We start from the raw sequence: 15,322 nt of genomic DNA, 5'->3' as shown, positions 1-15,322 counted from the left end.
TCTCCCGTTTGGATCACCCCGCCTGTGCGCTGGGGGGTGTTGTCATTCCCGCCGAGACCATATCTTCATCCATGCGTGACAATGCAAGCCCCATATGCCCCTCAAAAACCAGTTCTGGTTCATTAAGTTCGACGTGAATGGCCGGTAAACCGCCAAAACGCACGGCTTGTGACTGTAAAAGCCCTTCCAGAATGCCGCCCTGCAGCAGATCATAATACCGTGTGCCCGGCCCGGTGACAAAGACCGGCATATGATCATGAAGGCTGAACAGGCGCGCAAGGCCATTGCCGAGCGCAAGTCCGGCCTGCCGGAATGCGAAGGCGGCCATGCGGTTACCATGGCGGGCATTGCTGGCAATCTTGTCCAGTTCAGCCAACGGCACAAATTTCGCCGGTATCGTGTCCGGCGGCACTTCAAAGGCCGTTCGCAAAATGGCGTAGAACCCGCAATAGGCTTCAATACAGCCACGCGAACCACATCGACAAAGCGCAGCGCCCGGCATGTGCAACATGTGCCCGAAATTCGGTGCAACCACTTCAAAACCGCTTGCCGTTGAACGGGCAATACCAAGCCCGATGCTGTGACCAAGCGACAGTGCCGCCAGCATGCCCTTGCCCCCGGTCAACAAACTATCCGGTTTGGTTTGCTGACGCATCCACAAGGCTTCGGCCACCAGAAGAGTTTCATTGTTGACCGCAACGCGATTTTGCCAGACCTCGGCGAGATCGTCATGAAAGTCGACCTGTTCGTCCCCCAGCACCGGCGACCAGACAAGCCGCCCACCGGCTGGATCCACCAGACCCTTGCTGCTGATCGACAAATGGCGGATCGCCTCATGGGTAATCCGCGAACGGCTGGCAAGGCGTGCAAGCCCCGTGTTGATTGCCGCCACGAAATCGCCGCGTTGCGTTTCCTGCCGTCGTTCGGAAAAGCGGTCGATCAGTTTGCCGTTGTAGTCGGCGAGTGAATACTGGATGGCGTCTGATGATATGATGACCACCGCCAGATAGGCGCAGGCGGCATTGGGTGTGAACAGAACACGAGGACGTCCCCGCCCCTGCGCCGACTGCTGCTCGGTGCGCAGGATCAACCTGCTTTTCTCCAACTCGGCTGTAATCGCCGACACGGTGCCCGAGGCAAGGCCGGTAAAGGATGAAATCTCGGTGTGCGAAAGATTGCCGTGATGGCGCAGCGCCGACATCACCAGAAGACTGTTCTTCTGACGAACCAGTTCAGTGCTGGATATGGCCGAAAGCGGCAAAATACGTCCCTCATTACGAACAACACAGCGCTGCCGCCAGCGCCAGATAAGCCCGGCGCCCTCACAGTACAAGTGTTATCCGGCTCCTCCCGAAACCTTGGCTGATCCGACGTGATTGCGAAGCACTACGTCTGGTTGACAGCTTTCGGAATCTCTGCCATTTAATTTCTCGACTGTCGAGAAAAAATGCATAGGGCATACTCGGACAGCAAATTCAGACAGTAGAAAACGCATGGAGGTGCGGACGCTACCTGTCACATCCGGGAGGACATCATGAAATCATTAGCCAAGTTATTGGCCGGAACGGCTTTACTCGTTTCACTGCACGGCGCTGCCATGGCAGCGGACCTCGTTGTTGGCGTGTCTTGGTCCAACTTCCAGGAAGAACGCTGGAAGACTGACGAAGCCGCCATCAAGAAAGCCCTTGAAGCCGCTGGTGCCAAGTACATTTCCGCTGACGCCCAGTCTTCCGCTGCCAAGCAGTTGACCGACGTTGAAGCCCTGATCTCGCAAGGCGCCAACGCCCTGATCGTTCTGGCGCAGGACAGCGATGCCATTGGCCCAGCCGTTGAAAAAGCGGTCGCTGAAGGTATTCCGGTTGTTGGTTACGACCGCCTGATCGAAAACAAGGACGCCTTCTACATCACTTTCGATAACAAGGAAGTTGGTCGTCTGCAGGCGCAGGAAGTGTTCAAGGTCAAGCCGGAAGGCAATTACGTTTTCATCAAGGGCTCGTCTTCTGACCCGAACGCAGACTTCCTGTTTGCCGGCCAGCAGGAAGTGCTGAAGGCTGCGGTTGAAGGCGGCAAGATCAAGAATGTCGGTGAAGCCTATACAGATGGCTGGAAGCCGGAAAATGCCCAGAAGAACATGGAGCAGTTCCTGACCGCCAACAACAACAAGGTTGACGCCGTGGTTGCATCCAACGACGGTACGGCTGGTGGCGCGATTGCCGCGCTCGCAGCGCAGGGCATGGCAGGTTCCGTTCCGGTTTCCGGTCAGGACGCTGACTTTGCAGCCCTGAACCGCGTGGCTCTCGGCACACAGACCGTGTCTGTCTGGAAGGACAGCCGCGAACTGGGCAAGGAAGCAGCCAACATCGCGCTGGAACTGGCCGGTGGCAAAAAGATGTCCGAAATCAAGGGCGTAACAAGCTTTGAAGGCGGACCTAAGAAAGTTGCCATGCAGTCCGTCTTCCTCAAGCCGATTGCCATCACCAAGGACAACTTGAATGTGGTTATCGAAGCAGGCTGGATTCCGAAGGAAACCGCTTGCCAGGGCGTAAAGGCCGGTTCGGTCAAGGCCTGCGAATAATCGCATAGACACCACCCTTTCCAAAGCGCCGCGAAGCCATCTGCTCCGCGGCGCCTTCGGAGTGAAATGACCTTTTTAAAGGTCGTAGTGAGCAGCGGTTTCAGCCGGTAATGCTTAGACATCAGCATGATGTGAGGAGGAACGGCAGCCAATGGCCGACATCACGCAATCAAAATCGTCCCATCCCGCCAATGATGCAGGTCGCAGTTCAATTTCGCGTTTTATCGCGGCAACGGAACTCGACACCCGTCTTCTCGGCATGGTGGGTGCCCTTCTTCTTATATGGCTCGGGTTTCATTTCCTGTCCGGCGGATTGTTTCTGACGCCGCGCAACCTGTGGAACCTCTCTGTTCAGACCGCATCGGTCGCTGTGATGGCGACGGGCATGGTCTTGGTCATCGTCACCCGCAACATTGACCTTTCGGTCGGCTCCATCCTGGGGTTTTCAGGCATGATCATGGGTGTGATGCAGGCTGAACTGCTGCCCAAGGTGCTGGGCTTTGAACATCCGGCGACCTGGATCATCACACTCAGCATTGGCCTGCTTGTCGGTGCCGCGATCGGCGCACTGCATGGCCTCATCATCGCCTTCATGAATGTGCCGTCCTTCATCGTCACCCTTGGCGGCCTGCTGGTCTGGCGCGGTGGCACCTGGTTCATCACCAGCGGTCGTACTGTCGCCCCCATGGATAGCACATTCCGCCTGATGGGCGGCGGCACAAATGGGTCGATCGGCGCGACATGGAGCTGGATCGTTGCGGCATTTGCCTGCGTGGCAATCATTGTCGCCATTCTCAACTCACGCCACCAGCGCCGCCGTTTCGGTTTCCCCTTGCGCCCGGTCTGGGCGGAATATTTCCTCGGTGCACTCGGCTGCGCCATCGTGATCGGTGCGGTTGCCGTGGCCAACAGCTACCCATGGCCGGTTGCCATTGCCCGTAACTATGCCGATGCCAATGGCATTGCATGGCCAGACGGCGGGCTGTTCATCGCCCATGGCATTGCCATTCCGGTGTTGATGGCGCTGTGCGTCGGCGCGGTCATGACTTTCATCGCCACGCGCCTGCGTTTTGGCCGTTACGTGTTTGCCATCGGTGGCAACCCGGAAGCCGCTGAACTCGCCGGCATCAAGACGCGCTGGGTCACCGTAAAGATTTTTGCGCTGATGGGAGCACTTTGCGCCATTGCTGCCGCCATTTCCACGGCACGCCTCAATGCAGCCACCAATGCCCAGGGTGAGCTGGATGAACTTTACACCATCGCAGCAGCCGTTATCGGGGGGACCTCGCTGGCTGGTGGTGTAGGCACGATCGCAGGAGCCATGCTCGGCGCGCTCGTCATGCAGTCGCTGCAATCCGGCATGGTTCTTGTCGGCATCGACACCCCGTTCCAGCGTATCGTCGTCGGTTTCGTTCTGGTGGTGGCCGTCTGGCTCGACACCATTTACCGCGCCCGCGCCAAGTAAGAGATTTAGGAGCTTCCGACATGACGGAACAAACCTCTCCCCTCGTGGAAATGAAAAACATCTCCATATCCTTCGGCGGCATTCACGCAGTCGAAAACGCATCGGTCGATCTTTTTCCCGGTGAAGTCGTCGCCCTGCTTGGGCACAACGGTGCGGGCAAATCGACACTTATCAAGATATTGTCCGGCGCCTACCGCCGCGACCAGGGCGATATTCTCATCAACGGTGAATCGGCAGACATCCGTAATCCGCGTGATGCCAAGAAATACGGCATTGAAACCATCTATCAGACACTTGCTGTCGCCGATAACGTCGATGCGGCTGCCAATCTTTATCTTGGCCGCGAGTTGAAGACAAAATGGGGCACGCTGGACGATGTAGCGATGGAAGCATCTGCCCGTGAAGTCATGGGACGCCTCAACCCCAACTTCCGCCGTTTCAAGGAACCTGTGAAAGCGCTTTCCGGCGGTCAGCGCCAGTCTGTCGCCATTGCCCGCGCCATTCTGTTCGATGCACGCATCCTCATTATGGATGAGCCGACTGCAGCTCTTGGGCCTCAGGAAACCGCTCAGGTCGGCGACCTCATCAAGGAATTGAAAAAACAGGGTATCGGCATCTTCCTCATCAGCCACGACATTCATGACGTGTTTGATCTGGCAGATAGGGTATTCGTGATGAAGAACGGCAAGGTGGTTGGCCATGCCCGCACACAGGACGTCACCAAGGATGAGGTGCTTGGCATGATCATCATGGGCAAAGTACCTGCGGGTGCCACGCCAGGCCCAGGCGCCATGAAAAACTGAAGTACCTAATCGGTTGCATCAACATCAACACAAGAAAAAGCCGCGCTCCGAAGAGCGCGGCTTCTCTCTTTATATATAAGAGAGTGAGTGGTCCGATTAACGGAACAGCGACAGGATGTTCTGCGAGTCCGAGTTTGCAATCGACAGCGACTGGATGGCCAGCTGCTGCTGCGTCTGCAGAGCCTTCAGACGAGTGGACTCTTCGTTCATGTCAGCGTCAACCAAACGGCCGATACCACGCTCAAGCGAAGCGTTCAGCTTGGCGATGAAGTCTTCCTGCATGTCGATACGGGTAGAAACGGAACCGAGCTCAGCGCCAGCACTTGTCATCTTGGTCAGCGCGCTTTCAATAGCTGTCAACGCCTGATCGAGATAACCGGTCGAAGTGTTTGTAACGTCGAGGTTATTGACCGAAATGCCGAGCGCGCCGCTGGTTGCACCGAGAATACCAGCTGTCGTGACGAGAGCGCCAGCAGTGTTGGTGCCGAACAGAACGTTGGCATCGGTGCCCGTGGACTTCATGACATAGTCGGTCTTCTTCACGGAAACGCCGCCGCTGCTGTCACGAACAAAGCCCGAGATAACAGACTGCGTGCCCGAACCAGCGATCATGTTTTCGCCAGAGAAGGAAGCAGATTCAGCAATCGACTTCAGCTGTTCCTGCAGCTGCGTGATTTCTTCCTGAACCTTCTTGCTGTCTACGGAACCTTCCTGGGCCGTAACGAGCTTCTTCTTGATTTCTTTCACAACTTCAATTGCGGATTCCATACCGGAGTAGGCGGTATCAACCTTGGCAGCGCCAAGACCGATAGCGTCCTGAACAGCCGAAAGCGCACCATTGTCAGAACGCATGGTAGTTGCGATTGACCAGTAAGCGGCGTTGTCGGACGCTTGTGAAACGCGCTGACCCGTAGAAATGTTGTTCTGGGTCTTCTCGAGGTTGCTGTTGATCGAGCGCAGCGTCTGCAGAGCGGACATCGCGGAAACGTTGGTCAGAATGCTAGCCATAATTTTTTTGTCCCTGTTTTTACGAAATACTGGTTATGGGGACATACCGGACTGATAATATCCTACCGGAGCACAGCAGTTCGGCATCATGCCACTCAGCTGATTGCTCTTAATGAACGACCAAGCCAAACCTGCTGCGGATGTGAGGAAATTCACATCCAATTGTTTCAGACTTCTTAATTTCGGGGGTTGTTCACATGGCTGAAAATGGGAAGGGTTAACAATCGCTTAACAAAATTCGCCAGATCTTAAAAAAATGTATGAACAAAAGATAAAAAACATCGCTGACAGGTTAATTTTCAGATTGCTAAATCAGGCTCCTCCCCTATTCCATAGGCATGGTCTGGTCACAACTGATTCGGGTCCCTCGCGGCCTCTCCAGAACGCAAGATTCGGCGACAGTTACTCTCTCGAAAACCCTTGTTTTCGGGTCGATTCCGCTATTTTTTGGCATCCTCTCAGGCTGCACGGATAAGGGCGGAATCCAGACATCTGGCGCACCGCAAATGGTGGCAGCCGAACAGGCAATGATTTTCCCCCCGCCTGGCGGACCTGAAATCATGGCCGTGATTAACTACAATTATTCCAATGCCATGAAGCAGGATGTCCTGCTGCGTTCCGAAGGCACCACACCAGGCCAGAATTATCTGAAGATCGAACTGTTTGGACCGCAAAGGCAGGGTACCACCGTGACAGATGGTCTTGGCTTTGAAGGGACACGGGCCAGCCAGATTGCGCGTGAAATCCGTCGTGAGTTTCCCGGCAAGCGCATTTCGATGTCGCAAGAATATCTGCAAAACAGCTACGGCGCATTTTCCTATGCCGTGGGCAACGGACAGGGCAGCGATCTATGCCTTTATGGCTGGCAGGAAATTCGCTCCAAGCAGGACATGCGCCAGGGATTGCGTAACCTTGGCAAGATCAACGTTCGTGCACGCCTTTGCCAGCCATCGGCAACCGTGCAGGAACTGCTGTCACTGATGTATAATTTCACGATCACTGGCAACTACATCAATCCGACGTGGAACCCATACGGCACGCCGCAGGCACCTGATGCCGGCATTGGTCGTTCCAGCAACCCGATTTATCCGGTCACTGGAACATCCTTCCCGATGCAGCCGGGCTCGCAGGCGCCATCGCAGCCGCCAACGCCCCGTCGCGTGTCCGTACCCGCCAACATATCATACCAGCCTCAGACAGTGGTAACTGCCGCACCTCAGGCCGTCGCAACGCAGCCAAAAGTAAATGTCGCCATACCGTCACCGTTGCCTCAATCGCCACAGGCGACAAGGCAGGAAACGGCTGTAAAGCCTGAGAAATCGGTCGTCATTCCTTCGCCAGGATGCCTGTCAGCAAATGGCAGCACGCAAGGATGTCGTTAACCTTTTTCGTTTAGGTTTTGTAAAGAAATGCCCATGCGGGCGATAATTACAAAAGCTCAAAAGAGCATGCGAAACAGAAGGTCGCCGATGAGTAAGGCTATTGCCATCCTAGTCTGGTTGCTGACATCGGTCTGCGTACTGACCATCATTACCTTGCCGGTGAGCCTTCAAACGCATCTTATTGCCACGGCAATCTCGATCGTCCTGCTTGGCACGATCAAGACGCTTGATGGGACCGGCCGTTGGCGGCTGATTGGTCTTGCCTTCGGCACGGCCATCGTGCTGCGTTATGTCTACTGGCGCACCACCAGCACCTTGCCTCCGGTCAATCAACTTGAAAACTTCATTCCAGGCTTCCTGCTTTATCTCGCAGAAATGTACAGCGTGCTGATGCTCGGCCTCAGCCTTGTCATCGTTTCCATGCCATTGCCGTCGCGCACATCGAGACCCGGTTCGGAAGACTATCTGCCAACGGTAGATGTGTTCGTTCCAACCTATAATGAAGATTCCGAACTGTTGGCCAATACGCTGGCCGCAGCCCGCAATATGGACTACCCGGCCGACAAGTTTACCGTCTGGCTGCTGGATGACGGCGGCACCGAGCAGAAGCGTAATTCCAACAACATTCCAGATGCACAGGCCGCCTTGCGCCGTCACGAGGAATTGCAGAAATTATGCGCCGATCTCGATGTGCGTTACCTGACCCGTGCCCGCAACGAACACGCCAAGGCAGGTAATCTAAACAACGGCCTTGCTCATTCGACCGGCGAACTGGTGACGGTGTTCGACGCCGACCACGCCCCTGCCCGTGACTTCCTGCGCGAAACCGTTGGTTACTTCGAAAGTGACCCGAAGCTGTTTCTGGTGCAGACACCACACTTCTTCATCAATCCGGACCCGATTGAACGTAACCTCAATACGTTCGAGACAATGCCAAGTGAAAACGAGATGTTTTACGGCATTATCCAGCGTGGTCTGGATAAATGGAACGGCGCATTCTTCTGTGGATCGGCGGCGGTGCTGCGTCGCACCGCCCTTGCCGATACCGATGGCTTCAGTGGCGTCAGCATTACCGAAGACTGCGAAACCGCTCTGGCCCTGCATTCGCGCGGCTGGAACAGTATCTATGTCGACAAGCCGCTGATTGCCGGCCTGCAGCCAGCAACCTTTGCCAGCTTCATTGGCCAACGCAGCCGCTGGGCACAGGGCATGATGCAGATCCTGATTTTCCGTCAGCCACTGTTCCGCCGCGGCCTTAGCCTCACCCAGCGCCTGTGCTATATGTCGTCGACGCTTTTCTGGCTGTTTCCATTCCCGCGCACGATCTTCCTGTTCGCTCCGCTGTTCTACTTGTTTTTCGACCTGCAGATCTTTGTCGCATCGGGTGGCGAGTTCCTTGCCTACACCGCAGCCTACATGCTGGTGAACCTGATGATGCAGAACTACCTCTACGGCAATTTCCGATGGCCGTGGATTTCCGAACTCTATGAATATGTGCAGACCGTCCATCTCCTGCCGGCCGTGGTATCGGTGATCTTCAATCCGAGCAAACCTACCTTCAAGGTGACGGCCAAGGACGAGTCCATCAAACAAAGCCGCCTGTCGGAAATCAGTCGACCGTTCTTCGTCATCTTTGGCGTGCTGCTGGTGGCCATGGCCTTTGCGATCTATCGCATCTATGCCGAGCCCTATAAGGCCGACGTCACGCTGGTGGTGGGTGGCTGGAACCTGCTCAACCTTATTTTTGCCGGCTGCGCACTTGGCGTGGTTTCTGAACGTGGTGAACGTTCGGCCTCGCGTCGTATCACAGTGAAACGCCGCTGCGATCTGCAAATCGGCGACAGCGACGTATGGCATCCGGCCATCATCGACAACGTTTCGGTTCATGGCCTGCTGATCAACATTTTTGATCGCAACCCGCCAACGGTCGAAAAGAACTCAACGGCCACCATCCGTATCAAGCCCTATGCCGATGGCGTGCCAACGACCATGACCATCAATGTTGTGCGCACCACCAAAAACGACGGTTACACATCGATCGGTGCCACCTTTGCGCCTCAGCAGGCACAGGACCACCGCCTGATCGCTGATCTGATTTTCGCCAACTCCGAACAGTGGACGGCTTTCCAGCGTGCAAGGCGGTCCAATCCAGGCTTGATCCGCGGCACCTTGTCGTTCATGACCATTGCTCTCTATCAGACCAATCGCGGGCTCTATTACCTGTTCCGCGGCATGCGGGGTGAACCACAAGCACCAGCAGCCGGTGCGAAGGGTGGCAAACAATGAAACACCGTCTTGTTTCCGCACTTCTGCTGGCCTCCGTTTCGACATTTGCCTATGCGCAGTCAAACCCGTTTGATATGACCGGCGAGCGTCCAACCAACCCGCCAGCTGCCGCACCACCAGCGGTCACTCCGCCACCTGCTTCTACTTCGGCTGTACCACCTGTCGCTCCACCTGCAACCCGTGTGGTACCTCCCGCTGCAACACCACAGGTATCAACACCGGCTGTCCGGCCACCGGTTGCACCGCAGCCGACATATCAGCCGCCCGCACCCGCCGCGCCAGCTCCGGTACAACAACCGGCCAGCAATCAGGCAACGCGGCAGGTACCGGCAAGGCCTACAGCTGCGGCAGCTGTTGATGACCGCAAACGTTTTCTGTTACCGTTTAAAAGTCTTAGCCTTTCCGGCGAGACCGAACGCAAGCAATGGACAATCTATCTGACGCCAGAACAGGCACAGACGGCGACATCCCTGCGGATCGGGTACCAGAACTCGATCGTAGTGGCGCCTGAAAGCTCTAACCTGAGCGTGCGCATCAACAACACCATGCTGCCACCCAGCCCAATTTCTTCGCCGGATGGTGAAGGCAGCGCCTCGATGCCAATTCCTCCCGGCACCTTGCAGGCGGGAGCCAATGTCATCGCCTTCTCGGCACAGCAGCGGCACCGGACTGACTGCACCGCACAATCGACCTATGATCTGTGGACGGACGTAAATCCCGCTGAGACCTATATCAACTTCGGAGCCGATGTCGCCAATCGCATACAAAGCATCGATGACATCAGCGCAACGGGCCTTGATGCCTCGGGCGTAACCACAATCATCATCGTGGCGCCGACACTGTCCAACCCGGCATTTTCCGACCAGTTGCTGCGCCTGTCACAGGCACTTGCATTGCGCACCCAGATGCCGAACCAGAATGTTGTTGTGACAACAGAAATGCCGGCGACACAGCCTCCCGGCACCTTGACCGTTGTTGTGGGCACCACACGCGAAATTGCACCACTGGCTGGCGAACTGCCACCGGAAGCGCTTGCGGCGTCATTTGCCGGTTTCGAAATGGATGCCAACCGCGCTTATGCGCCTCTGCTTGTCACCGGGCCGACACCACAGGCTGTCCAATCTGCAATCGACACGCTGTTCACGGCCATGGAACGCCCTGCCGGATCGGTCAGAAGCACGCTTTACACCAAGGCATGGCATGGGCCCGATACGCCATTGGTAATGAGTGATCGGCGCATTGCCTTTTCGGAACTTGGTATTCAAAGCAGCGAATTTTCCGGGCGACGTTTCCAAACCGACTTCATGATCGGGGTTCCCTCCGACTTTTTTGCGGATGCCTATGGCGAAGCAACCTTGCTGCTCGACGCCGCCTATTCGGATGAAGTACTGCCGGGCAGCCAGATCAACATCTACGTCAACGGCAATATTGCGTCCACGGTACCGATCTCCAACAATGGCGGCGGTATATTCCGTCACTTGCCGATCAATCTGACGCTTCGTCATTTTGTCCCCGGCGCCAACGCCATTTCTATGGAAGCAGTATTGTTGACCGAGGCGGACAAGGCCTGCCTGCCCGGTGCTACGGCCAGCGAAACGCCGAGATTTGCGTTGTTCGATACGTCCGAATTTTACATGCCGAACTTCGCCCTTCTTGGCAAAAAACCTGATCTCGCTGCTACCAGTGGCGTCGGCCAGCCTTACCGCGCAGACAATAGCCCGGTAGCAATTTCCCTGGACCGCGCCGATAGCGAAAGTCTGTCGACCGCAGCAACGCTGGTCAGCCGCCTCGCCATGTCCGCCGGGCATCCTATTCCGGTTGAAACTGTGGCCTCGGCCTCGGCAGTCGGCGACAGAGATGCAATTTTCGTTGGCACCGTTTCCCAAATGCAGGAGGCATTGCTTGCACAATTCAACATTACACCGTCAAGCCAGGTTTCGTGGCTAGGAGGCCAAGGCGCCAACCAGAATGGCGACAATACCGAAGTGATGTTTGATGACTGGCGTCGCAAGGTTAATAACGGCAAATGGCAAGGTCAGATCTCCTCCTTCGAGGAATGGATGAAGCGCAACTTTGACATCAGTCCGGATACGCTACGCTTCCTGCCATCTGCGGAAGAATCCTATTCTCCGCCAGCCAATGTCTCCTTCATGCTGGCTCAAGGCTTGAGCCCGTCCGGTGACGGTGTGTGGACCATGGCGACAGCACCAAACTCCAGTGATTTGCGCGCCGGCATGGCCGCGATTTCCGAGGAAACCCGCTGGCGCAAAGTGGCAGGTCGCGTCACCACCTATGATGCCGCAACCGACACAGTGCAGAGCATTCCGGTGCAGCAGCCACGTTTTTATGTGACACGCGAATTCTCCTTCTCGAACTGGCGTTTGATTGCTGCCAATTGGCTTTCCACCAATGTCCTCTCCTACTCACTGGCTTTCGTTGGTTTTCTCTGCCTTTTGGGCGTGATCACCACGGCCATGCTGCGCATGATGGGGAGACGCAAATGACGCCCTCTATCTTGCGCGCATTACGTATCGCCGGATTTGCTCTGATGGCCGCCCTTCCCGCCAAATCCTTTGCCGCAACAATCGATGCACCGGCATGGAGCGCCTACAAGGCTGCGTTTCTGGACAACAGCGGTCGGGTCATTGATACCGGCAATGGCAACATCAGTCACAGTGAGGGCCAGGGTTATGGCATGTGGTTGTCTGTATTGGCTGATAATCCAGCGGATTTTGAACTGATCTGGTCCTTTACCAAAACCGAGCTGCTGGTACGCAATGATGGTTTGGCAGCCTGGAAATGGGACCCTCAGGCAAACCCGCATATTACCGACATCAACAATGCGACTGACGGCGATATCCTGATTGCCTACGCGCTGGCTCTGGCGGCTCAACAGTGGAACCGCTCGGACTACCAGCAGACCGCACGCACCATCATCGATACGATCGCACAAAAGGCTGTGATCCAAAACGCGGGGCGTACATTGCTTCTGCCGGCCGTCGAGGGGTTCTCATCCAGCGAGCGCGCTGATGGACCGGTTATCAATCCGTCCTATCTGATTTTCGAAGCGTTTCCGGTGTTTGATGCCCTCTCGCCCTCGCCAGTGTGGCAGGCATTGACAAATGATGGCGTCGCGCTGCTCGACAGCTTCTCTTTCGGTGATCGCAAATTGCCTGCCGACTGGGTGTCCATGAAGCGTAGGCCACAACCTGCCGAAGGTTTTGCCCCTGAGTTCGGTTACAATGCCGTTCGTATTCCGCTTTACCTTGCCCAGGCAAAGGCAGGTACCGCCGCCCTTTATAACCGGCTGCTGACCGGCATGAGTGCAGACAATGGCAATATTGCAACGATTGATCTCAGGCAGAATGCGGTGAAGGACACGTTGTCCGACCCCGGTTATCGTATTGTTGCGGCCATTGCTGCCTGTGCAGCTAATGGCACCAAGATCCCCGAAGATCTGCGCAGCTTCAGTCCAACCCTCTATTACCCCTCGACCCTGCACCTGCTGGCCCTGTCCGCAGCGACGCAGACACATCGGGAGTGCCTATGAAAACTACACCGCTTCTCGTATCCACCGCTCTTCTGGCCGCAGTCGGTTTTGTCGCTGTCGAATGGCGAAGCGAAATCATGGGCCAAGTGACAGGCGTACATGGCAAGTCTGCGCAAAGCGGGCTGCTGGCGTTGCAGCCAACACCGTCTGCAGCACCTGCGCCCTACAGCGTGCCTGACAACAGCCAGAGACCGATTGAAGTGGCACAGCTGTCAAATGATCTGCCAGCGCAGCAAGCCGCACAAGTGCGTGTCCCGCAGACCAACACCGCCCCACAGCCAGCAGCCACAGCTGTGCCGGAGGTGGACGAAAGCGCATTGCGTTATTTCGCAACGCAGGGGGACACGGCCCGCCTGAACGCCGAAATTGCCCGCCTGAAGTCGCTTTATCCCAACTGGGTTCCACCGGAAAATCCGCTTGCTGTACCGCCGGTCGGAGATCCGCAGCTTGAAAACATGTGGAAGCTCTATTCCGAGGCGCGCTACGCGGAAGTTCGCAAGGCCATTGTCGACCGTCAGCAGGCAGAAGCCGGCTGGCAACCTCCCGCCAACCTGCTCGAAATGCTCGACATGGCAGAGGCCCGCATCAAACTCGTCAATGCATCCAACCTCAAACAATATGCGACAGTAATTGAGGTGGCGGCTGCCAACTCCGGCCTTTTGACCTGCAGCGAGGTCGACACGCTGTGGCGTGTTGCAGAAGCTTTCGCCAGCACCAACCGCGATAATCGCGCCCGCGATGCCTACATGTATGTGCTGACCAATTGCACGCAGGAAAATGAACGCCTGGCAACCGTACAGAAGGCCGCCGCTTTGCTGCCGCCCGCAATGACCGAGGAGTTGCTGGCGCAGGAAAAAACCAAGGCAGACGGCACACTCGAATTCGAACCGGTCAAGAATGACCTTGCCCGCCAGTTTGTCGCCAATGGCGGCACGGACGCAAAACTCGCCGTCGCTCCGACCTATGTTAGTCGCTTGGAACGTCTTGCGGAAACCGATGGGCTGGCCAGCGATGATCTTTTGCTTGGCTGGTACTACATTATGCGGGAAAACGTCACCGACGCAGAAAAATGGTTCCGCAAAGCACACAACAAGGAAAACTCTGCATCAGCCTCTCAGGGTTTGGCACTTGCTCTTCTTGCACGTGACAAACCCCAGGAAGCCGAGGAGATCATGTATGAGTGGCGTGATGCATCTGACGATGCTCACAAGACCTATCTGGCAGCAACCGCCAACCTGCTGGCGCTCGAACCGCCTGTTCCCTTGGATGCCGAGGTTCTGAAACGCATTGGCGAGGAAACCGTCAAGGCGAAAGACCCGGCAACCGCCCAGGAATTTGGTTGGTATGCCCGCGCTTTCCAGCAACCACAACTCGCCATTCAGTGGTTTACAACGGCCCTCGGTTGGAAAGCTGATGACGAACCATCTGCCTATGGTCTGGCATTGACCAACTACGAACTTGCCAATCTGCCAGAAACCCGTCGCATTCAACAGGAATGGGCAGGTCGCTCAGAGCGCATTGCCCAGCTTGGTCAGGTTCAGGCGGTCAATACCGCGCCTCGGACGGTCTATACCCAGGCACCTTCACAGGTATCAACCGCGCAATCGCCTGTTGACCAGCAGTCCGCAACTGCAATCGCCACCAGTCAGCCCCGCGCCGTCGCCGCAGATAGAGCCACCTCGAGACAGCAACGTGGCTGCAATCTCAACAGTCGCCCGCAAAATCTGTCATCGCAAACTGCTTTGCAACAGGGTTGGTGCCTGATGGAGGCCAATCGGCCGGCGGAAGCGCTCAAAGCCTTTGAATCGGCCTTGCGCAGCGACCAGTCCAATATTCGCAGTGACGCCGCTTACGGCCAAAGCCTTGCTTACCTGCGCATGGGCCTAACCGACAATGCCGCTGTCTCTGCTGCCAAGGGCGGCATGGACAAAGGCAAGGCGACGGAATTGCAAGTCGCAATCCTGACTGATCGCGCGCTGGCGGCCTATCGCAACGGCCGTTACCCTGAAGCGCTAATCATGCTGGATCAACGGTCGCGTTTTGCCACGGAACGTACCGACCTTATGGTCATCAGGGGGTATTCCTACCTCAACATGAAACGTTACGCTGACGCGATCCAGATATTCGAAAGCGTCGCTGCAACCGGCAACCGCGATGCCGTATTGGGTCTTGCCAACGCCCGCAGCGCCAGAGCTGCGGCCTCCGGCGCCGATTACTAAAACACTCAAAGAGCGAAGTTTGACAGGACTTCGC

Annotated in this window: 10 protein-coding genes; 8 read left to right on the top strand and 2 right to left on the bottom strand. The window is 56.4% G+C overall.

Translation table 11 applies throughout. The features are described 5' to 3' along the window. Positions 1-13: 13 nt before the first annotated feature. Complete coding sequence (locus IB237_RS09000; RefSeq protein ID WP_192488845.1) at positions 14-1,201, bottom strand: ROK family transcriptional regulator; 1,188 nt, start codon at positions 1,199-1,201, stop codon at positions 14-16. 333 nt (positions 1,202-1,534) lie between these two features. On the opposite strand from IB237_RS09000, the gene xylF reads away from it, so the two are divergent. The 3 genes from xylF to IB237_RS08985 all read left to right on the top strand — a co-directional run bounded on the left by xylF (position 1,535) and on the right by IB237_RS08985 (position 4,843). After that, positions 1,535-2,575 (top strand): D-xylose ABC transporter substrate-binding protein, encoded by a 1,041-nt coding sequence (gene xylF, locus IB237_RS08995; protein ID WP_192488307.1) that lies wholly within the window; start codon positions 1,535-1,537, stop codon positions 2,573-2,575. 151 nt (positions 2,576-2,726) lie between these two features. Beyond that, complete coding sequence (locus IB237_RS08990; protein ID WP_192488306.1) at positions 2,727-4,040, top strand: sugar ABC transporter permease; 1,314 nt, start codon at positions 2,727-2,729, stop codon at positions 4,038-4,040. Positions 4,041-4,060: 20 nt separating this feature from the next. Further along, positions 4,061-4,843 carry an ATP-binding cassette domain-containing protein gene (locus tag IB237_RS08985; protein ID WP_192488305.1) on the top strand — a complete coding sequence of 261 codons (783 nt, stop codon included), beginning with the start codon at positions 4,061-4,063 and terminating at the stop codon, positions 4,841-4,843. Between the two features lie 96 nt (positions 4,844-4,939). Here the strand turns inward: IB237_RS08985 and IB237_RS08980 are convergent, their stop codons facing one another. Beyond that, positions 4,940-5,851 (bottom strand): flagellin, encoded by a 912-nt coding sequence (locus IB237_RS08980; RefSeq protein ID WP_192488304.1) that lies wholly within the window; start codon positions 5,849-5,851, stop codon positions 4,940-4,942. 506 nt (positions 5,852-6,357) lie between these two features. Here IB237_RS08980 and bcsN point away from each other — a divergent pair. The 5 genes from bcsN (at position 6,358) to IB237_RS08955 (ending at position 15,288) form a co-directional block, all read left to right on the top strand. Beyond that, on the top strand, positions 6,358-7,233 hold the full coding sequence (gene bcsN / locus IB237_RS08975) for a cellulose biosynthesis protein BcsN (protein ID WP_192488303.1): 876 nt from the start codon (positions 6,358-6,360) through the stop codon (positions 7,231-7,233). 87 nt (positions 7,234-7,320) lie between these two features. Beyond that, complete coding sequence (bcsA, locus tag IB237_RS08970; protein WP_192488302.1) at positions 7,321-9,519, top strand: UDP-forming cellulose synthase catalytic subunit; 2,199 nt, start codon at positions 7,321-7,323, stop codon at positions 9,517-9,519. Then, the gene (locus IB237_RS08965; protein WP_192488301.1) at positions 9,516-12,023 is read left to right on the top strand and encodes a cellulose biosynthesis cyclic di-GMP-binding regulatory protein BcsB; all 2,508 of its coding nucleotides are present in this window, start codon (positions 9,516-9,518) and stop codon (positions 12,021-12,023) included. Before bcsA ends, IB237_RS08965 begins: the two co-directional genes overlap by 4 nt. Further along, positions 12,020-13,069: a glycosyl hydrolase family 8 gene (locus IB237_RS08960; protein ID WP_192488300.1), complete on the top strand. Its 1,050-nt coding sequence runs from the start codon at positions 12,020-12,022 to the stop codon at positions 13,067-13,069. The genes IB237_RS08965 and IB237_RS08960 overlap by 4 nt, the downstream gene beginning before the upstream one ends. Beyond that, a complete protein-coding gene (locus IB237_RS08955) occupies positions 13,066-15,288 on the top strand; it encodes a tetratricopeptide repeat protein (RefSeq protein WP_192488299.1) in 2,223 nt (740 codons plus the stop codon). Before IB237_RS08960 ends, IB237_RS08955 begins: the two co-directional genes overlap by 4 nt. Positions 15,289-15,322 lie beyond the last annotated feature (34 nt).

This window comes from Agrobacterium sp. AGB01 (genome assembly GCF_014851585.1).
Classification (GTDB): Bacteria; Pseudomonadota; Alphaproteobacteria; order Rhizobiales; family Rhizobiaceae; genus Agrobacterium.
This window is presented reverse-complemented; position numbering and strand designations above follow the sequence as displayed.